Origin of the sequence: Methylobacterium nodulans ORS 2060, from assembly GCF_000022085.1 — a bacterium.
Taxonomy (GTDB): Bacteria; Pseudomonadota; Alphaproteobacteria; order Rhizobiales; family Beijerinckiaceae; genus Methylobacterium; species Methylobacterium nodulans.
In genome coordinates this window covers 7,725,352-7,743,112 of sequence record NC_011894.1, presented here as the reverse complement: position 1 = coordinate 7,743,112, position 17,761 = coordinate 7,725,352, and the positions used below count along the sequence as shown (strand labels likewise).

19 protein-coding genes and 1 pseudogene are annotated in these 17,761 nt (G+C 64.6%); 13 read left to right on the top strand and 7 right to left on the bottom strand.

The annotated features are described in order from the left end of the window. Window positions 1-199: 199 nt before the first annotated feature. The 3 genes and pseudogenes from MNOD_RS36155 to MNOD_RS44645 all read left to right on the top strand — a co-directional run. Window positions 200-493 carry a hypothetical protein gene (locus MNOD_RS36155; RefSeq protein ID WP_015933930.1) on the top strand — a complete coding sequence of 98 codons (294 nt, stop codon included), beginning with the start codon at window positions 200-202 and terminating at the stop codon, window positions 491-493. A gap of 488 nt (window positions 494-981) precedes the next feature. Next, window positions 982-1,194, top strand: coding sequence for a hypothetical protein (locus tag MNOD_RS36150; protein ID WP_015933929.1), 213 nt, complete (start codon window positions 982-984; stop codon window positions 1,192-1,194). Window positions 1,195-1,264: 70 nt separating this feature from the next. Next, window positions 1,265-1,796: pseudogene (locus tag MNOD_RS44645) on the top strand (SDR family NAD(P)-dependent oxidoreductase); the annotation flags it as partial. Between the two features lie 246 nt (window positions 1,797-2,042). Here the strand turns inward: MNOD_RS44645 and MNOD_RS36145 are convergent. From MNOD_RS36145 to MNOD_RS36130, 4 genes are all read right to left on the bottom strand, one after another. Continuing rightward, a complete protein-coding gene (locus tag MNOD_RS36145; RefSeq protein WP_015933928.1) occupies window positions 2,043-2,459 on the bottom strand; it encodes a cupin domain-containing protein in 417 nt (138 codons plus the stop codon). A gap of 33 nt (window positions 2,460-2,492) precedes the next feature. Then, window positions 2,493-3,248, bottom strand: coding sequence for an SDR family oxidoreductase (locus MNOD_RS36140; RefSeq protein ID WP_015933927.1), 756 nt, complete (start codon window positions 3,246-3,248; stop codon window positions 2,493-2,495). 1,050 nt (window positions 3,249-4,298) lie between these two features. Further along, window positions 4,299-5,378 (bottom strand): O-methyltransferase family 2, encoded by a 1,080-nt coding sequence (locus MNOD_RS36135; RefSeq protein WP_015933925.1) that lies wholly within the window; start codon window positions 5,376-5,378, stop codon window positions 4,299-4,301. Window positions 5,379-6,037: 659 nt separating this feature from the next. Beyond that, a complete protein-coding gene (locus MNOD_RS36130) occupies window positions 6,038-6,787 on the bottom strand; it encodes a hypothetical protein (RefSeq protein WP_050783472.1) in 750 nt (249 codons plus the stop codon). Window positions 6,788-7,259: 472 nt separating this feature from the next. Between MNOD_RS36130 and MNOD_RS36125 the strand changes: the two genes are divergently transcribed. The 4 genes from MNOD_RS36125 (at window position 7,260) to MNOD_RS44630 (ending at window position 10,510) form a co-directional block, all read left to right on the top strand. Further along, a complete protein-coding gene (locus MNOD_RS36125) occupies window positions 7,260-8,537 on the top strand; it encodes a tyrosine-type recombinase/integrase (protein WP_015933923.1) in 1,278 nt (425 codons plus the stop codon). Window positions 8,538-8,650: 113 nt separating this feature from the next. Next, window positions 8,651-9,049 carry a hypothetical protein gene (locus MNOD_RS49625; protein ID WP_015933922.1) on the top strand — a complete coding sequence of 133 codons (399 nt, stop codon included), beginning with the start codon at window positions 8,651-8,653 and terminating at the stop codon, window positions 9,047-9,049. A 95-nt stretch (window positions 9,050-9,144) separates the two neighbouring features. After that, window positions 9,145-9,402, top strand: coding sequence for a hypothetical protein (locus MNOD_RS36120; RefSeq protein ID WP_015933921.1), 258 nt, complete (start codon window positions 9,145-9,147; stop codon window positions 9,400-9,402). 40 nt (window positions 9,403-9,442) lie between these two features. Next, the gene (locus MNOD_RS44630; RefSeq protein WP_244424837.1) at window positions 9,443-10,510 is read left to right on the top strand and encodes a DUF4238 domain-containing protein; all 1,068 of its coding nucleotides are present in this window, start codon (window positions 9,443-9,445) and stop codon (window positions 10,508-10,510) included. A 970-nt stretch (window positions 10,511-11,480) separates the two neighbouring features. On the opposite strand, the gene MNOD_RS36115 is transcribed toward MNOD_RS44630, so the two are convergent. Continuing rightward, the gene (locus MNOD_RS36115; RefSeq protein WP_244424629.1) at window positions 11,481-11,795 is read right to left on the bottom strand and encodes a helix-turn-helix domain-containing protein; all 315 of its coding nucleotides are present in this window, start codon (window positions 11,793-11,795) and stop codon (window positions 11,481-11,483) included. A gap of 131 nt (window positions 11,796-11,926) precedes the next feature. Between MNOD_RS36115 and MNOD_RS36110 the strand changes: the two genes are divergently transcribed. Further along, complete coding sequence (locus MNOD_RS36110) at window positions 11,927-12,208, top strand: hypothetical protein (protein WP_050783471.1); 282 nt, start codon at window positions 11,927-11,929, stop codon at window positions 12,206-12,208. Between the two features lie 511 nt (window positions 12,209-12,719). Here MNOD_RS36110 and MNOD_RS36105 read toward each other — a convergent pair. After that, entirely contained in the window at window positions 12,720-12,929 is a 210-nt protein-coding gene (locus tag MNOD_RS36105) for a hypothetical protein (RefSeq protein ID WP_015933916.1), read from the bottom strand. Window positions 12,930-13,590: 661 nt separating this feature from the next. Between MNOD_RS36105 and MNOD_RS36100 the strand changes: the two genes are divergently transcribed. Next, window positions 13,591-13,848, top strand: coding sequence for a hypothetical protein (locus tag MNOD_RS36100; RefSeq protein ID WP_015933915.1), 258 nt, complete (start codon window positions 13,591-13,593; stop codon window positions 13,846-13,848). Window positions 13,849-14,049: 201 nt separating this feature from the next. Further along, window positions 14,050-14,229: a hypothetical protein gene (locus MNOD_RS36095; protein ID WP_043750023.1), complete on the top strand. Its 180-nt coding sequence runs from the start codon at window positions 14,050-14,052 to the stop codon at window positions 14,227-14,229. A gap of 601 nt (window positions 14,230-14,830) precedes the next feature. On the opposite strand, the gene MNOD_RS36090 is transcribed toward MNOD_RS36095, so the two are convergent. Then, window positions 14,831-15,184, bottom strand: a complete 354-nt coding sequence (locus MNOD_RS36090; protein ID WP_015933913.1) for a hypothetical protein — start codon at window positions 15,182-15,184, stop codon at window positions 14,831-14,833. A gap of 117 nt (window positions 15,185-15,301) precedes the next feature. On the opposite strand from MNOD_RS36090, the gene MNOD_RS36085 reads away from it, so the two are divergent. The 3 genes from MNOD_RS36085 (at window position 15,302) to MNOD_RS36075 (ending at window position 17,749) form a co-directional block, all read left to right on the top strand. Then, complete coding sequence (locus tag MNOD_RS36085; protein ID WP_083786710.1) at window positions 15,302-16,195, top strand: IS5 family transposase; 894 nt, start codon at window positions 15,302-15,304, stop codon at window positions 16,193-16,195. Between the two features lie 401 nt (window positions 16,196-16,596). After that, entirely contained in the window at window positions 16,597-17,097 is a 501-nt protein-coding gene (locus tag MNOD_RS36080) for a Ros/MucR family transcriptional regulator (RefSeq protein ID WP_015933911.1), read from the top strand. Between the two features lie 265 nt (window positions 17,098-17,362). Beyond that, window positions 17,363-17,749 carry a hypothetical protein gene (locus MNOD_RS36075; protein WP_015933910.1) on the top strand — a complete coding sequence of 129 codons (387 nt, stop codon included), beginning with the start codon at window positions 17,363-17,365 and terminating at the stop codon, window positions 17,747-17,749. Window positions 17,750-17,761: the final 12 nt, after the last annotated feature.

Genomic DNA, 17,761 nt, shown 5'->3' with positions numbered 1-17,761 from the left:
AAGCGGTCGTCAGAAGCTGTCGCCAAATGTCGGGTTCTTCGCGACCTGGACCGCATTCTGGCTGAGCACAATGCGAGCCGGACTGCAAGACTGACCACGGATCAACTCAGCAGGTAGAAGAGCTGCGGCTTCGGCCGCGATCTTCAGCCTCGATGGCGCGGTTTCGGTCCCACATAGTCCGCCCTCCGCCACCGCCGCGTTGCACGCGACCGGCGTCACGACAGTCGAGGTCTGCTGCCGGCGCATCGGCTTCGGGCACCGCGCCGTCATCGCGACAGATCGATTCCCGGATGATCTGCCCTCGGATCGCTTCGCCTTCCGCCTGCGCTGCTCCCGCTGCGGGGCGCGCCGGCCAGAGGTCCGCCGGGACATGCTCGCCCACTCTGCTCAGATCCACGCCGAGACTGGCCGGCGCGCGACCGGATTCGCGGCCCGTCCGGCGCAATACAAGCTGGTCGGACGGGACGTGCCGTGGCCGGATGAGAAGACCTGAAACGCGGAGAGAGCCCCGATCGGCCATAGGCCGTCGAGGCTTGGTCCTGAAGAAATCGCAAGCGTGAACATCGCTACGGGCGAGATCCTGATCTGCCGCCTGGGCAAGCGGGGCTGTATCGTCAGCAAAACAGCCAGGTACTATTGGCGAATTCGATCAGGCCCGCCGCGGAGCCCGTGACGGGACCGGCCTCACGCCCGTGCAACGGCCGCGCCAGACACCCGGCCGAAGAGTCACCCGAATTCGCCAACAGTTCCGGCCGTGCTTGCAGCGCCCCTTCATTGGAAGCCTTTCATATTGATGGGATCAATAACCGTTATTGATAAAATCTGTTTGACCCATGCTGCAGCGATCTGCATATGGGCACAGTTGCGAAGCCGGAAGTGGCATCGCTCAGCTTAAATGACCCAGAATCATGGCTTTCCGCACGGCGCTCCCCGCGGCCGCTGCGCCTCTGGAAAACTCGCGAACCCGACGAACCCGCCGTCATGGACCGGGCCCTCACTGAACTTGAACTCGCGGAACTGAGCACCGCCGATTGGGAGGCGCGGTGCCAGCGCCAGAAAGCGGTCGTCGCGGATCTCAAGGCAAAAGGGCTCAATGCGTGCTACGCTGAGGCCGTGCTCTTGCAGTGGAAGCGTACGCTAACCTTGATGCGCGAGCATCTCGCCCGGCTCCGGGAGGAGCAAGAGGCGCGGTGATCCCTGACCGTCGCGCTTAAAGCCGCGATGCTCGGCCCGGCAGCCCAGGCAGTCACCATCGACGTCTCCAGCGAGAGTGCAGACGCTGTCCCAGCTCGGTGGCATCGACGTGCTGGTGAACAACGCCGGCATCTCGGGGCCCAACATGACGCCATGGGAGTACCGGTCGAGGACTGGCGGCGGGTGCTCGACGTCAATCTGACTGGCGTCTTTCTTTGCTGTTGGGCGGTCGTCCCGCATATGGTTGCGAGCGGCCAGGGCCGCTTCGTCAATGTCGCCTCGGTCGCTGGCAAGGAGGCTAATCCGAATGCACCCGCCTACAGCGCGAGCAAGGCGGAGGTCATCGGGCTGACCAAGTCCCTCGGCAAGGAGCTTGCGCGCGCCAGGGTGGTCGTGAACTGCGTGACGCCGGCCGCGGTGAGGACGGCGGTCTTCGACCAGATGAGTGAGGAGCACGTGCAGCTCATGCTCTCGAAGATCCCGATGGGCGCTTCGGCCAGGTCGAGGGGGTGGCGGCGCTCGTGGGATGGCTGTGCACGGAGGAGTGCTCGTTCTCGACCGGCGCCGTGTTCGACCTCTCCGGAGGACGGGCGACCTGCTAAGCGCGGATCTGCGCAACCGATATCAGGCGAGAGCCCGATCGTGCCACCGCCGCGCAAGCCCGTTCAGCTCTGCCAGCAAAGCCGTGGTCAGGTCCACCCCACCGCTTGCTGCCGAGCGCGGCTCAGGTGAGATGGCAGAAGCGTTCTGACCGGACCCGCCGCTACGTCTTTGTCTGGGCCGACGGCGTCTACCTGCAGGCTCGGATGCCGCCAGCCCGCGTGAGTCTCGCTCACCGAGAGCTGGTATCAGTTCCCGAATGGGATCGTCAGTTCCGTCTCGTTCGTGTCCACCACGAACACCGCGAGGAGCTTGGCCGGCTTCGTCTTGCTGGCATTGGCGCTGACGCCGTGGCGGTCGCCGGGCAGCTCGGAGAAGCTCTGTCCGGCCTTGTAGGTCGTCACCGGTCTGTCGTTGACCTGACTGCGGATCGCCCCCTCAAGCACGGTCGCGTAGATGAAGGCGGATTTGGCATGCGTGTGACCAGGCGAGTAGCCGCCCGGGCCGTATTCGACGAGCACGCCCTTGATGCTCTTGCCGGGAACATTCGGCAGCTCGTGCTGGTAGACGAGGGTCACCTTGGCGTTCTTCGACTTCGGCGCATCCGCGAGGACGCTGCCGAACGGCAGGGTGGCGACAAGCAGCGACCAGAGGATGCGTTTCATGGAACTCCTTTCCGTCGGTTGGCGGATGCGGGATCAGGCTCCTGCCTGTGAGCGGCGGAGCCATTCGTCGAAACCGATGCGGCCGAGGCGCGCTTCGCCCAACGGCACGAGCGAGCGCTCCTCGACCCGGCCGCCGAAGTATCGGGACTCGGGGTCGCTCACGACCTCACGCGGGTCGCCGACCGCCTTCAGATAGCGGGCGACGATCTCGTTGAACGGCGCTCGTTCCGGGCCCGCGATCTCGACGATGCCGCTTTTCGGCGCCGCGAGCGCCACATCGGCAACGATGGCAGCAACGTCATCCGCCGCGATGGGCTGGAACAGGCCGGGCGAAAGCCTGACGATGTTTCCATCCGCACTTGAAGCGGCGATACCGCCGAGGAATTCCAGGAACTGAGTCGAGCGGATGATGGTGTAAGGGATTCCGGAGGTCTCGATCAGTTTCTCTTGGGCGACCTTGGCGCGGAAATAGCCATTGTCGGGCATCCGGTCGGTTCCGACGATGGATAGCGCGACATGGTGCCGGACGCCCGCTGCAGCCTCCGCCGCGAGAAGGTTGCGGCTGGACGTCTCGAAGAATTCCAGCACCGCCTTGTCTTCAAACGAGGGCGAATTGGCGAGGTCGATCACCACCTGCGCGCCGGCCATGGCCTCTTTGAGCCCCTCGCCGGTGATGCTGTTGATACCGCTTTTGGGCGAGGCGGCGACGACCTCGTGGCCGCCCTGGCGCAGAATGGCGACGGCCTTCGAGCCGATCAGTCCACTTCCGCCGATGACCACGATCTTCATGGGTTTCGTCCTTTGGTCGAGCACGGACCAGGGTCATGGCCGCGTGGGTTCGAGCCTATGACGAGGCGGCATCCTGCCAAGTGACATGGCCCACGAAATTTTTTCGCTGATCGCGGCGGAGGCAATCGGCGGCGTCGCGCCGGGCCCGTTGCAACCGCGAACACGCCGGCGTTCCCGGATGGTTAGCCATACCCGCCCAGCTTGCCGGCGCCGTCCCGGAGCCGGCCCACGAACCTCGACGCCCTCGCCCTCAAGCTGAAGCGCCAAGCTCGGGGCGCGACCTATTGCCTGTCCGTAGACTGGAAAACCAGAGCGTCTCACGTTTCGGACGAGAAAAGCCCGCCACAGCAGGGCCGGGCGGGCTTGGTTGGCCAGGATCAATGGCTGGTCAGCGGTGATGCTGCTCGCGGCGGGAACTGCGATGCTGGCCGTGATGCGGCCCGCGGCTGCCTACTCCTACTCCTCGAACCGCTCCATGAGGCGGGTCACCGGAATGCTCAGCTCCGCACCGACCGAAAGGGGCGTCAGCTGTAAAATGAGCTCACAGCTGGCAGAGGCTCGGCCATCTTCGCAGGGCGACCGACATCGAGGCGCACGCGCGGGATCTTGGCCATAATCTCAGCGTAGCGGGCGTGGATCTCGGGTGGGACGAGCGGGGGGCTTAGCGAATTGGGGGTGAGAACGCGGGCGGCGGAGCGCTTGTGCAGACTGGACATGCCTGGACAACGATCAGCCCCGGGTTTTGTTGCGATGCGATCGTCTGGCGTGTGCGCTGCAGCACATGCATGTCGGCGCTCTACCCGAGAGCATCGGCCGGGCTCCTCTCGGCGACCAAGCCTCCAGGCGCGATGCCGCCCGTCGGCTCAGCGTCCGCAGAGGGCCGAAATCGGACCGCTTGACGCGTTCCGCCCAAAAGAGAAGCCCGCCGCGGCGCGGCGGGGCGGGGCGGGGCGCGGCGGGGCGGGGCGGGCTTGCCAGGCCCTGTTTTCAAACCCGCTCCCTGGATGCAAGTCCGCGGGACAGGTGCGATGGAGCGCCGCTGGCGGACGCTCAGGTGGGGGCGGCCTCGACCAAGCTCACCGGCGCCCCCGTCGGGAGGACCCGCTCCAGCCGCAGGCCTGCCGCGGCAAGGAAGGCGCGGTACTCCGCCTCCGTGCGCTCGCGCCCGCCGGTGCGCACCAGCATGTTGAGGTCCATCAGCATGTTCTCCTGGACATCCGGGGCCGCAACCGCCCCGACCCTGTCGGGCAGCACCGGCTCGACCAGCAGCAAGCGCCCGTGCCCACCGACCATCGCCCGGCGGCAGTTCGCCAGGACGGCGATCGCGCGAGCGTCGTCGAAGCTGTCGATTACGCGCGACAGGACGTAGAGGTCCCCGCCCTCCGGCACGCCGGTGAACATGTCCCCGCCCACCACCTCGCAGCGCTCGGCCACGCCCGCCTCCGCAAGCAGCCCGGGCGCGCCCGCGACCACGCTCGGCAGGTCCAGCAGGACGCCTTGCAGGCCGGGCCTCGCCCGCAGGACCGCCGCGATCAGCCGCCCCTGGCCGCCGCCGACATCCACCACCAGCCCGGCGGCCGGGAAGTCGTAGGCCGCCACGACGGCCACCGCGGTGGCGGCCGAGAGCACGGTCATGCCCGCGTTGAACACCGCCCCAAAGCGAGCATCGGCGGCGTAGCGCCGGAACGCATCCTCGGCCCCGAAGAGATGCTCCGCCGCGGTCCGCCCCGTGCACACGCAGCGCTCCAGCTCGGCCCAGGTGATCCAGTAATCCTCGTCGCCCCACATCAGCGCCAAATCCCGCACGGATCCCGGCGCACCGGCCCGCAGGGCGGCGCCGAGCGGCCCGAGCGCAAAGCGGCCATCCGCGGCCTCGGAGAAGACGCCGTAGGATGCGAGTGCGCGCAGGAGGCGCCGGAGCGAAGGCGCGTGCGCGCCTGTCTCGCGGGCGAGGTCCTCGACCGATCGCGGGCTGTCTGCCAGCAGGTCCGGGAGGTGCATCCGGATCGCCACGTGGAGCGCCCGCGAGGCCTGGTAGGCCGTGGCCAGGCGCAGGGCTTCGACGGCCGCGGGCTGTGGCGGCTCAGCGGGCGCGGGCATGCTGCAAGATGGGCCGACGGTGTCAGGCATCTGCCATCCTTCCGGCCGGCGAGACCCGGCCCCACCGTGCGGGCTCGGCGGCTCCATGCTCCCGGCGCCCCCATCTCACCCGCGACGGCGGGCGGCCGTCAAGGAAACTCACGGGCCGCCCTCGGGGGACGGTTGCCGAGGCCGCCGCAGCGGAACGCCTCGCCCGGAGCGTTGGCCGACATCGTGGAAGGGAGAGGGAGAGGGCGGGCTGGGCATGGGTCCGGCTGGCCACTGCCGGCTCACTACAAGCTGGTCGGGCGGGACGTGCCGTGGCCGTATAAGGAATAGGCTGAAACAAAATGAGCCCGCGCAGCCGAAGCTGGCGGGCTCAGTCGTTGGGGCTTCAATGATGAATGAAGCTCAACACTGTCAGCACATTGGTTGCGGCTGGACATTAACTTTCGTTTAACGCGCAACAAATGAGGCTGCGTGTCGCAAAAAGCCCCGCCGCGGCGGGGCTGGGCGGACTTTCTGGCTGTGGGCGCCGGGCGCATCAGGGTCAAAACCCAATCAGCTTGGCTATGAAGAGGCTGCAAGGGGTGGGAAGCAACCCTCTACGCCTGCGCCTGCAATGACGGGTGCCGACCCGAAGCGCCCCCTCGCGGCGCGCGAGGCGAACGTCTGGATGTGACCATTATCGTCCCCTCCCTGTGCGGGCATTAGGTAGCCGTGCTCCCACTCGCCCGCGCACCGCGGGCGCGCAGCGCGAAGGCGGTCTTGAGCAGCAGCGGTAGGCTCAGGATCGGGATGGCGCAGGCGGCGATGTAGGCCTCGCCCTCCGGCGCCAGCGTCGCGCCGGCCGCCGCCCAGGCGAGCGTCACGTTCCGGTTCCCGCTCACGAGGCCGACCGTCATCGCGTCCCAGCTGCCCCAGGGCCAGAACAGCGCCGTCCCGGCAGGGCCCGCTGCGAGGTTCACGCCGACCGCGGCCGTGACGAAGGGGGCGAAGGTGTCGGGCGCTACGGCGATCTGCGCGCGCACCCCGTCCGTCACCGCGAGCCCCACGATGACGAGACCGATCACCGCGACGCCGGCCGCCGCCAGCGCGTCGGGCAGGACAGCAGTGAGCCGGGCGCGCCAGCGGCGCGCCATCGCGGCGATGAGCGCGGCCGATCCGACGACGGCGATGAGCCGCCACGCCAGGTGCCCGGTGTCGAGGGAGACATCGGCTCGCAGCAGCATCGCGAGGAGCGGCATCAAGGCGGGTGAGGCGACGGTCAGCGCGATCGAGGTCAGCAGTGCGAGGCGCGGCCGCAGGCCGAGCGTCGTCGCGAGCGCCGCCGCGCTGCCGACCGGCGGCGCCAAGACGGACAGGATGACGCCCGAGCGCAGTACTGGATTGAGCCCCAGGAGCGCGACTGCCGCCGTCGCGAGGAGCGGCACGCCGAGCGCAATCCAAGCGAAAACCATGGCAAGCCGCGGGCGTCCGAGCCCCGGCTCCTGGGCCGAGAGGCTCGCGGTCAGGAACGAGCCGAGCGTCAGCAGGAAGGCTGATAGCGGCAGAATGCCATGCGCTGCCGCAGCCAGGTCCGGCGCGACCGCATCCGATGAGGAAGGAGGTCGAGCGCTGCACCCGCGCCGCGCGCGGGCCTCGCGATGGCACTGCTCGCGCGTCCTCAGGCAGGTCCCACCACCGACCGGGGTGAAGGTCCCACCGATGCCGAAGCATTGAAGATAAAGGGCAATTTGGGGAAGGTGGCGCTCCCAAGGGGACTCGAACCCCTGTTTTCGCCGTGAGAGGGCGAAGAATGAGGGTTCTTGAGGCATCTTGAGACTGGCTGATACACTTTGATCCTCAGTGGCTTACGTCATATCGGCTCATTGTGGATCATTCGGTTTCATGGCATAGTTGTCAACGAATTCGACAACGAAAAGTCCGCCGATGCCCCGCCGCGCCAGTTCCTTCAAAAGCCGAACCAGCCGAGCCAGCCTTCCGGCTACCGATGCGCCCGAGTGGGAGCTGATCGGTCCCGGCATCCGGCTTGGCTATCGCAGCGGACGTGGAACGAGAGGGCAGGGGGGAACGTGGCTTGCCGCGTCGCGCCTGCCTGATGGCAAGCGGGTTCAGGTCCGCCTTGGTCGCGCCGACGACGTCGCCCAGGCGGACGGCTCAACCGTCCTCACGCACGAACAAGCCAAGGAAGCCACCCGGGCCTGGGTCCGATCACTTCAGGCAGCGCCGGATGCGCAACCTACTTTGACCGTGGCCGACGCTTTGGAGCGCTACCTGGAGGCGCGCACGGCCGAAGGCATGAAGGCCGTCTATGACGCGCGCTCCCGCGCCCGGACGCATATCCTGCCGAAGCTCGGCGCCACGCGAGTGAGCGACCTCACCCTCGATAAGTTGCGACGCTGGCGCGACGCCATGGTGCACGCGCCGAAGCGAGTCCGAACCGGAAAGCTCGCCAAGCAGGTGAACACTCGGCCAGTCGATCTATCCGACCCGGAAGCGCTGCGCCGTCGCCGCGATACCGCGAATCGGACATTGACGCTCCTTAAGGCCGCGCTGAATTGGGCCTACCAGCATCAGCTCGCGGACAATGACCGGGCGTGGCGGCTGCTGAAGCCGTTTCGGGACACCGGATCGGCCCGGGTGCGCTTTCTTGACGCAGCCGAACAGCAGCGGCTCCTGAACACCTGCGACGGGGCGCTCCGAGATCTCGTGGCCACGGCACTCATGACCGGCGCGCGATTCGGCGAGCTGTCCCGCCTGATGGTGCGCGACTTCGACCGGGCGAATGGGACGGTGTTCATCGAGCGCAGCAAGAACGGCCGAGCCCGCCACGTCCCGCTCACGCCTGGCGGTGTGGCTCTGTTCGAGCGCTTATCGGCCGGTCGTGCGCCCAAGGCGCTGCTGCTGATTCGCGAGAATGGTGAGGGCTGGGGCCCGGCCACTTATCAGCGGAGCTTCAAGACGGCGCTGGATCGGGCGAAGCTGGAGAGCATCACACTCCACGAGCTGCGGCACTCCTACGCGAGCGCGATGGTCCGCAATGGCGCTCCGCTGATCGTCGTGGCCGAAGCGCTGGGCCACTCCGGCACCCGCATGGCCGAGAAGCACTACGCGCACCTCGCTCCGTCCTACGTGGCCGACACGATCAGGCGAACGGCGCCGGATCTGGCGCTGCCCGCGGGCAATGTTGCGACTCTAAGCGCATAACTGCTGCCCTATATGGGTCAGCGGCCAAACGTGCCGCGGGACTCCTGTGGGCTCAGGAATGCAACTGTGTCAGTTCCCCTGGCAGCTCAGCAAGCTCGGCCTTAAGCCTGTGTATGCCAACCCGACGCGAGCACCGCGGGTTCTACCCCATTGACTGGCCCCAGCTCTCGGCCGTGATCCGCTTCCGACGCGCGGGCGGGCGATGCGAGGGCTGCGGGCATCCGCACCTGCAGCGCGTCCTCCACCTTGGCGACGGCCGATGGTGGGATGCAAAAGCCGAAGCTTGGCGTGACGGGCAAGGCCGCCGGCTGCGCGGCCGGATGGTTCGGGAAGACCTACTCGGGCGGGTCCGCGTCACGCGCGCAGTGCTGGCGACAGCGCACCGGGACCACGACACGAGCAACAACGCGGCCAGCAACCTCGCCGCGTTCTGCCAGCGGTGTCACATGCTGCACGACCGGCCGGATCACCAGCGGCGCCACCGCCTTCGTGTGGCTGGCCGTGATGCCTGACAACCCGGAGAAGGCGTTGCAGGACGGCGCTGGCGCTGCTGCGCTTGCCACGATTATCGTTGGCGCATCGATTCGCCGTGGTAGGGAGACGCCCGATGATCGAGGATCGTGAGATCGAGTACTCGGCGCTGTCCGGGCCCGTGACGCAGGCGGGCGTCACCGTGATTGTGAAGATCTTCCGCTTCCTCGGCACGGACGACCCCTGGACCCTTGAGGTCGTGGATCATGAGGGAGGCTCGACGGTGTGGGATGAGACGTTCCCGACCGAAAGGAGCGCCTACGAAGCTTTCCGAAACGCCCTTGCAGAGGAAGGGATCGGCTCATTCTTAGAGCCGGCTGAGACACGGCACTGACGAGGGTTTTGCGTTGCCAAGCAACAAAAATCAGCATTTTGTGCCACGCTGTCATCTCTCCCAATTCTGCGTTGATGAGAATCGATCTGCTATTCATCTATTCAATATCATACGCGATAAAGTAATTTACAACGCTCCCGTGAAAGGGCAGTGTTCGAAAACTTACTTCTATGGTATAAATTTGAACGTGGAAAAAGCTCTGCAGACCATAGAAGGTATTTACAGTCGCTGTATTCGCGATGTCTTAGCAGGCAATTTCGACGAAAGCACTGCATTCGGACTGAAAACTTTCGCTGTTCTTCAGTTCTTTAGAACTGAAGCCGCGGCGCTGCGGTCATTATCATTCATGAAAGGGTTCGTTGATCTTATAGATCCAAGCGGCAAGGACGGCCTTCAAGCTCAAGTCTGGAATCAAGAACAAGCTCTTGCAAGTTCTTTGAAGATGATGCTGGATAGTGAAAAATTTTTCGAAGATCTGAAGCCGGTGATCATTCTTAACAGGTCAGATGCCGATTTTTTAACATCCGACGACCCGGCCGTGCTTGTAAATAGATACTATGCTCAGCGCATGAAGCAGGACAATTTCGGAATTGCATCGTCTGGACTAATGTTGTGCCTACCGCTGACATCGAAACACTATTTTCTGGCTTTTGACAGGTTAGTTTACACTATCGAAGGAACGTGCAATGGCTTCTTAGAGACGTATAATCCGCGAGATATTGATTCTTTGAATGAACTGCAAGCGATCAAAGCGGCGAGCAATGTTTATTTTGCCCGTAAAAGTCAAGAGTCATATGTTAGATCCATCGTCGCCAAGTCGACAACTCGACGTAAGGGTACATGGGTAGAGCACAGTACGTTCAAGCTTCAATCCGAATGCACCAAACAAGAGATATATGTAAGAACTTCCCCAGACGATTTCTCTGGATCAGGAACTGGCTTGATTTCTATATCACCAAAATACCCGATTCCAAGCAGTTGGTTCTCCAGCCTCAAGTTTCGCCATAAGCCGATCACTTTTAACAACGGCTCAGCCGTCGGTCATGTACGGCGTAAAGAGTGGCTTACAGCCAGCGGAAGAAGTGCGAGGAGGACCAGCCGACTCTAGTTTCGAAGTGGCGCAGGCGACCCAACGGAGTTCCGGAAGTCGGGACAGCAGCGCGGCGGCCAATCGGGGCCGGCGCCAGCTGCCGCTCTTGGGCACGTTCGCTGCCTTGAAGAGGCAGTCATAAGAATTCCGGCGGGCTCAAAGGCTAAATCACCGAAGCCCTCCCTGCGCATTGCGCATGCTCATCGCGTGCACGCGCGCGAACCGAGGAAAGAGCCCGCCACGGCAGGACCGGGCGGGCTACGGCGATGACCGAGTCTCATCGGATCAAGCGGCGCATCTCGCAGCATGGCACAACGCAGATGCCCCCGCCGCATCGCACACCGCAGCGGGACATGCCTCATCGGGATCTCCTCCCGAGACTTCGAGCCGCTCCGCAAGGGCGGCTTTTCCTTTTGCCTTCTGGATTGCCCCTCGCGCGCGTGACGCCGGCCCATTCGCATAAGCGCAAGTATGGAACGAGAAGAGCCCGCCACGGCAGGACCGGATGGGCTACGGCGATAACCGAGTCTCATCGGATCAAGTGGCGCAACCGCAGCATGGCACAATGCAGATGCCCCACTGTGATGGCATCGCGGCGGAGCATCTCCTTCTGGGATTTTATCACCCTACCTTCAGGCCGCTCCGCAAGGCGGCCTTTCCTTTTGCCTCACTGGATCGCCCCTCGCGCGAGGCCATGCCGGACGCGTAATGGCGTGTATGGAACGAGAAAAGCCCGCCACAGCAGGACCGGGCGGGCGAAAGTCTCGATGCGACGGTCTGAAAGGAGCACATCTCCTCGCCTGCCCGCATCACCCATTTAGGGGGAAGGCGGGGCATGGCCTCGCACGCACGACGACAGAGGCCCATTCGCATAAGGCGCGGTATGGGACGAGAAGAGCCCGCCGCGGTAGGACCGGGCGGGCTGAGGTGGACTTGTCCCAACTAGCGTCAGGCAACCACGCCTACCGGCGCAGCGCTCTAAACTTTGCTAGCCGAGCGCCGTCTGGACGTTCCGCGCCACATGGCGACGCCGGTGTTCCTTCCGCCACGCGCTCGGTGTCGTGCCGGTCCAGCGCCGGAAGGCGTGCGTGAAGGCGGCCGGCTCCGAGAACTCCAGCGTGGTCGAGATCTGCGCCATACTCATGTCGGTGTCGGCCAACAACTGCTTCGCAATGCTAAGCCGCGTCTCGTCGGCGACCTGTATGAAGCTCGTGCCTTCGGACTTCAGCCGGCGGCTCAGCGTGCGCCGATGGATCCCCATCATCTGCGCGACCTGCTGCGCAGTGAGCGGCTTCTCAGTCATTGTGGTGCGCAAGCGCTGGTGAAGCTCGTCTGTCATGTCAACGGGAATAAGGGCCTCGGGACAATGTTCCGGAGGTCTCATTCGCCGCCGATAATTGGGGTCTATCGCCGGGAACCCGCCACAAGCGCCTGATGGGTTCGGTGGAGACGGTGGACACAAAAGACCTGGAGCACGCAATGAAGCTTTGGCTGTTGACGCTCATTGATAACGATGCGCTTCGCGCTTCTGCCCCCGTGGTGACGGGCTTTGTCGTAAGGGCCGAGGATGAAACGGCGGCCCGCAAGCTGGCGGCTGTGTTTGCGGAGAGCGAGGGGAGAGCGGCGTGGCACGACCCCACCGTGACCAAATGCGAGGAGCTGACCGCGGATGGCCCCGCACAGGTCGTGCTACTAGACTTCAGGGCCGGCAGCTAGACTGTGCTAGACTTTGTGCGCTCGCTGCATCGCACACTCCTGGCGGCGGGCTGCGGGCGGGGCTTAAGGGGGCCTTCCGGGGGGAGGCGTCCCAGAGGGCTCGGCCCGCTCCTGCCGGGCAAAAAGAGGCCGGCTCGGGAGGCCCGGCCGGCGGCGAAGGATGTGTGCTGCGTTGCAGGTCAATCGCGCGACCCCGGGCCGTGTTCCCGGCTAGCCGTTGTCAGGCAGAGCCCGCGGTTCCCTTCCCGCGCAAAGAGACGCCGGCGCGGGTGGTAAGGCCCGGCCGGCACTCAAGGTATGCGCAAGGGTGCGATGGAAAGATCGCAACCCTGCAGGTCAATCGCCGCTCGTTGCCGGCAGTTCCCCCTCGCGCAACCCGTACGTTCACTGGGGGCCTCTACGCCTCCGGCACAAAGGCGCCGGCTCGGGTGGGAAAGCTCGGCCGGCGACAGTCGCTGTGAGGTATTGTACTCTGTGTCAATCACAGTTCCTCGGAACGGTTCCGGGGGCCTCAGCAGGTCCCCCGCTTCACCACCTTGAACCGCTCCCGGCCCTCGAGGCCGTTCAGCTCCTCGGTGCAGGCCCGGGCTTGCTGCTCGACCACGAAGGAGGCGGCCAGCTCCCAGTTCGCGTCCCGGTCCCGCACGTCCCACACGCTGCCGGCCTCGAAGAGGAGCACGTCGAACTCGGCGACGATGTCGAAGCTCTCGGTGCTGGCCATCCTGCAGCTTCTCGTGGTCGAAAGCCCTGCCCCAGCTCGCAGCCGTAGCAGGCGCGCATGACAGCTAAGGCTCATTTGAACTTTAGCAGCCAATACTCGTTAAGGCGGCGATGCTCGTTTAGATCGGTGGTGCGGTGAAGCTTAATGATCACAGCATTCGCGGCTTCGGAACTGCCGCTGCGATTGCTGGCATGCTCTTGCTCACATTATTTGAGGGCAATCAGACTGCTCACGCGGCTCTCCCTGAGCGCTGTGCAGAGCAAGCAAGGACGTCAGAGATCCGATGCGAGCCGGAGCGGATCACGACGCGGCTGACGGACAAGCCACGCAGAGAAACTGAGGAAACTGAGCCGCAGCGGCAGCGTCCGCCGCCGTCGCAGAACATTCCGAACCCGTTCTAAGCCATGCCTCGCTATATCTACGACGAGAACGGCCGGGAGATCCCGCCCCTGACAAGCCCGTGAGCGCCGCGCTTTGCCGCTCCGCTCAACCTGAGTGAGAGACGGCCGGCGCGGTCTGCGCCACGCAGAGGCCGTGGCGCTGCCCGCTCTCCTGTCAGGGCCAGTGATCCACTCACAGCGCCACCAGCGGGCCGGGTACGGGATACGGGTGCCCGGCCCGCTGCCATCCCCTTGCAAGCCCACGGCCCGACATCATCAACATGGCAGAGGATCAAACCATCCGCGGCCTGATGTGCCGGAAGCTCGTAACCGACGACCAGATCGACGCCGCAGTCCTCGCTTACCTCGCAGACCCATCACCGGGCGTCCGAAAGATCGCGAAGGGCATCAGCCTGGACATTCACGCTGCCGCCGAGGCCAACCGGCTGACCAAAAACGCTGTGGCGGATGAGGGGTTGAGTGAAGCGACGCGGCGCCTAGCGGTGCGGACGGCAATCCTGCTGGCGAGGCCGGCATGAACCTCTCGATGTCGGCCATCCCGCAGCTCCTCGCGAGGAAAAGCCTCGCCCCGGCTCATATCCGTAGCGGGCGCGCATGACAGCCGGTGCGCTACCAGGGCATCCCCGTCTGGGAGTTTGGGCGCTAGATCGCCTGGAGGCGGTGAGGACCGCGACCATGCTGGCGAGGCCGGCATGCACCCACGTGAACGAGCACTGCTGGTGATCCTTTCGCAGGCCGGCGAGTGGGTGCCGCTCGCAGAGCTTCGATCACGCGGTCTCGGCGACATCGCAGTGCTGGCGTCCAATGCGGTCGCGCAGGGCTGGGTGGAGTACCGCCTGGGGACCCTTGATCTGCGCATCACGGATCAAGGGCGCACAGCCTTGGATAGGGGCTACTGATATGCCGCGCCGCAACCCGCGCCGGGCCTACGACGAGAACGGCCGGGAGATCCCGCCGCCGCCCCGGTCGCCTGCGTCGTCAGCCTGAACCTGCGTCGCGGGCACATGGACGAGAGCCAGCGGGGGATGGCGGCGGGGCAGCGTCCTGATCGGGCTGCTGAAAGGCGTGGCGCAGGCCAGCGGCCACCATGGTCTGCTGAATGCGCGGCACGTAGGCGAGCGCATTACACCTCGTCCGGGGACGCTACCAGAACAACCCCGGTGGGGGGTGATCACCAGTGAGTGCAATAAGACAGACAGCAGTCGCACCGCCAACAATCGCCATTCCTAGCAGGACCACACTGCGGCAACCTATCGCGGCAGAGCCTGTGGGCAACCAGCGGTGCCGCTGTCCGCGCCGGGCAAAGTAAGCCTATCGGGACGTCTTGCCGCCGAGATAGCTGTTTCTTGGCCATTGCGCGCCCGCTAGGCGGCTTTCGGACCCCCGGGGCTACTTACCCAGTACCCAGCCGCCGGACCGGAAATGCCGCTGGCGCCTCTCTGCCATGCTCTTGTGAAGGGGGCGGGGCCTGAGGGCCCGCCCCTGCTTCCCTGAACGTCGTCAGGCCGAAACCGCTTCCCGCCGGCCCCATGTCTGCACGAGCTGCGTCATCAGCTCTGCGTCGCTGATCCGGCCCCCGCAGGCGAGATCGTCCAGCACCCGAACCGCCAGGATGTGATGGCGATCCTCCTCATCGGCCGACGCCCAGCGGGACGAGAGCTCGTCGGCGACGCGGTCGCGTAGCAGTCCGTAGCGCGTGCCCTCGTCCTCGACGAAGCAGCCAAGCGTGCTGGTTTCACAGCGTGGCTGGCATTCGATCGCGAGCAGGACATCCTTGAGGGTCGACAGGACGTCACACAGCTCCGCGAGCTGCTTCACATCGAACACAGAGAGATTAGGCTCAGACATAGCCATAAGCGTATCCTCGGTACGCGAGTGGTCAGGGGCGCCATCGCCCGGCATGGCAGATGGCGCCCCGCCTTAGAGTCTGCTGGGAAAGGGTGGCGCAGAGAAACGATGGGGTGATAGATGATGTCCGCCCGCCTCGAATGGATTAATGGCTCTTCCGTGGTCTGGACCGATGCAAATAGGTCGCGGTACGACCGCCGCGATCAGCGATATCCCAGTGATATGACGAATGACGAGTGGCTGGAATTGGAGCCGCTGCTTCCCGTTGCGAAGGGGGTGGGGCGGCCACGGATCTATGAACTTCACGAGATCATGAACGGCATCCGTTACGTGCAACGGTACGGGATCCCGTGGGACGCGATGCCGAAGGATCTGCCGCCTGCCAGCATCTGTTACGATGATTGGCGCGTGTTGACCGATAGTGGGCAGTTGGAGCGGATCAATCATCACCTCGTGATGAGGGATCGCGAGAAGTCTGGACGAGACGCCAGCCCGACTCTTGCGATCGTCGATGCGCAATCGGTGAAGTGTGATGCGCCACAAGGCGAGCGGGGGTACGATGCCGGCAAGAACGTGATGGGCCGCAAGCGTCATCTGGCGGTCGACAGCGGCGGGCGCTTGCTTGCTGTGATGGTCACTCCTGCTGACGTTCAGGATCAGGATGGCGGTGTCCCGCTGGTGAAGCGGATGTTTCGTTTGTATCCTTGGATCAAAACCGTGGTGGTAGACGGTGGCTACAAGAGCCGTTTCATTGAAGCGGTTCAAGCTGGTCTGAATCGCTTCGTGGAAGTGGTCCTTCGACCGCAATTCGCGAAGGGCTTTGTGCTTCTGCCGAAACGGTGGCGGATTGAGCAAAGCATCGGTGCCCTCACGATGTCGCGCCGCCTTAAGCTGGACTACGATACGCTGCTTCACATCTCGGCAGCCGCCATGTTTTTCGCCTCAATAACGAGGCTTCTTGCATCAATCACTACGGAATGGCCCTTTCCCAACGGACTCTTAGATCCAAATGTATGATTCCATACAAGCAAGTCATATGGCCTAAGCCGAAAGTATATTTTCCGACCGTCGGTCGGAAAATCTGGCGCTGGATGCCGGAAATCCGACGGAAAAATTGTGAATCTCCGGCGGAGATGTCGGATTTTCTATTGGGTGCGGTGTGTGTCAACACACTGTCAGCCTGCCTGATGCCGGAAATCCGACAGCGCAGAGGTTATCCGGATGCGAGGGCGTAGGAGCGATAGTCACCTGAAGGCCGCACTTGGCGGTGCTAGGTGGCTTCCCAGTGACGCTCTATGGCTTCCGTCCTGAAGCCAGGGCGCAAATCGCGCCTTTTCCTGTCTTTGATTAAGGCATCAAGTTGACAGCCTGAAAGACAGGCTTCAACTTGGTAGCCTTTTCTAACTTAGGAAGTTTCCATGAGTGAAGAGGCCGCCTCCAGGCACATCGAGCTGGTCAGCGATATCGTCTCGGCCTACGTCTCGAACAACAACGTCCCACCCGCCGAGCTGCCGGCACTGATCCAAGGCGTCTACCAGAGCCTGGGGAGCCTCGGAAAACCTGCTGAGCCGGAGCCGGTGAAGCTCACGCCGCCCGTGCCGATCAAGAAGTCCGTCACGCCCGACCACATCATCAGCCTGGAGGACGGCAAACCTTACAAGTCGCTCAAGCGGCATCTCTCAGGGCGCGGTCTCACGCCCGAGCAGTACCGCGAGAAGTGGGGCCTGCCGCGTGATTACCCCATGGTGGCACCGAACTACGCGGCCCAGCGCTCCGAACTCGCCAAGAGCCTGGGTCTCGGGCAATCGCGCCGGAAGGCCGCTGCGGAGAAGCGCGCTGCTGCCGACGCGAAGGTGAGCGCGCCCGTCGAGCCGAAGAAGGGACGCGGGCGTCCTCGCAAGGCTGCCGCCTCAAAGTAGCCGCCGGAGGCAAGGCTTCGTCAAGGTTCCTTGCCCGGACGTTCACCGCGCTTCTTAGCTGACGGTTCAAGATTGCCCTGCATTCTGCCTTCATGACTTCGGGGCTGGGAGGCAGAACCCGAGGCGGCCGGGCAACGACCCGGATCAACAGAGACCGACGTGGAGATGGCCTCGTCCGCCCGGCAGAAGCCGGCGGCGGGGCCTTCTTTGTCTATCGTTCATCTCATGCTGTATAGGCTTCAGGTGCTCATCGAGGCCCGCAGCCATGCGCCTGATCACGTTGACCCTTCCCGTCGTCGCTCTCCTCGCCGGCCCGGCCCTGGCCCAAACGACAGCTCCCGGCGGGCGCACATCGCCTACCCCGAACCCCTTTGCCCCAGGCTCGGCCGCGAAGCCGGCTCCTGCCGCTCCCGGGAAGCCTGCACTGGCTCCGGCGCAGAAGCCGGCCGCAGTGGCGCCTTCCGGAGCGGTGTTCCCCACCGCGATCTCGCCCAAGTACGCGAACGAGCCCGCCGGCAAGGCCCGGCAGAAGACCTGCCTGGATCAGTACAACGCCAATAAGGCCGCGGGCGGCTCGGGCAACGGTGGGATGCCCTGGATCGTCAAGGGCGGCGGCTACTACTCGGAGTGCAACAAGCGCCTGAAGGGCTGACGCGCACCATCA

Coding starts and splice junctions, on each gene's coding strand:
- MNOD_RS36075 (WP_015933910.1), top strand. CDS start 17,363: ATGCGCCTGATCACGTTGACCCTTCCCGTCGTCGCTCTCCTCGCCGGC.
- MNOD_RS36085 (WP_083786710.1), top strand. CDS start 15,302: ATGTCCGCCCGCCTCGAATGGATTAATGGCTCTTCCGTGGTCTGGACC.
- MNOD_RS36140 (WP_015933927.1), bottom strand. CDS start 3,248: ATGAAGATCGTGGTCATCGGCGGAAGTGGACTGATCGGCTCGAAGGCC.
- MNOD_RS36135 (WP_015933925.1), bottom strand. CDS start 5,378: ATGCCTGACACCGTCGGCCCATCTTGCAGCATGCCCGCGCCCGCTGAG.
- MNOD_RS36110 (WP_050783471.1), top strand. CDS start 11,927: ATGGGTTCGGTGGAGACGGTGGACACAAAAGACCTGGAGCACGCAATG.
- MNOD_RS36150 (WP_015933929.1), top strand. CDS start 982: ATGGACCGGGCCCTCACTGAACTTGAACTCGCGGAACTGAGCACCGCC.
- MNOD_RS36080 (WP_015933911.1), top strand. CDS start 16,597: ATGAGTGAAGAGGCCGCCTCCAGGCACATCGAGCTGGTCAGCGATATC.
- MNOD_RS36145 (WP_015933928.1), bottom strand. CDS start 2,459: ATGAAACGCATCCTCTGGTCGCTGCTTGTCGCCACCCTGCCGTTCGGC.
- MNOD_RS36130 (WP_050783472.1), bottom strand. CDS start 6,787: ATGGTTTTCGCTTGGATTGCGCTCGGCGTGCCGCTCCTCGCGACGGCG.
- MNOD_RS36115 (WP_244424629.1), bottom strand. CDS start 11,795: ATGACTGAGAAGCCGCTCACTGCGCAGCAGGTCGCGCAGATGATGGGG.
- MNOD_RS36100 (WP_015933915.1), top strand. CDS start 13,591: ATGGCAGAGGATCAAACCATCCGCGGCCTGATGTGCCGGAAGCTCGTA.
- MNOD_RS49625 (WP_015933922.1), top strand. CDS start 8,651: ATGCCAACCCGACGCGAGCACCGCGGGTTCTACCCCATTGACTGGCCC.
- MNOD_RS36120 (WP_015933921.1), top strand. CDS start 9,145: ATGATCGAGGATCGTGAGATCGAGTACTCGGCGCTGTCCGGGCCCGTG.
- MNOD_RS36125 (WP_015933923.1), top strand. CDS start 7,260: ATGCCCCGCCGCGCCAGTTCCTTCAAAAGCCGAACCAGCCGAGCCAGC.
- MNOD_RS36090 (WP_015933913.1), bottom strand. CDS start 15,184: ATGGCTATGTCTGAGCCTAATCTCTCTGTGTTCGATGTGAAGCAGCTC.
- MNOD_RS36105 (WP_015933916.1), bottom strand. CDS start 12,929: ATGGCCAGCACCGAGAGCTTCGACATCGTCGCCGAGTTCGACGTGCTC.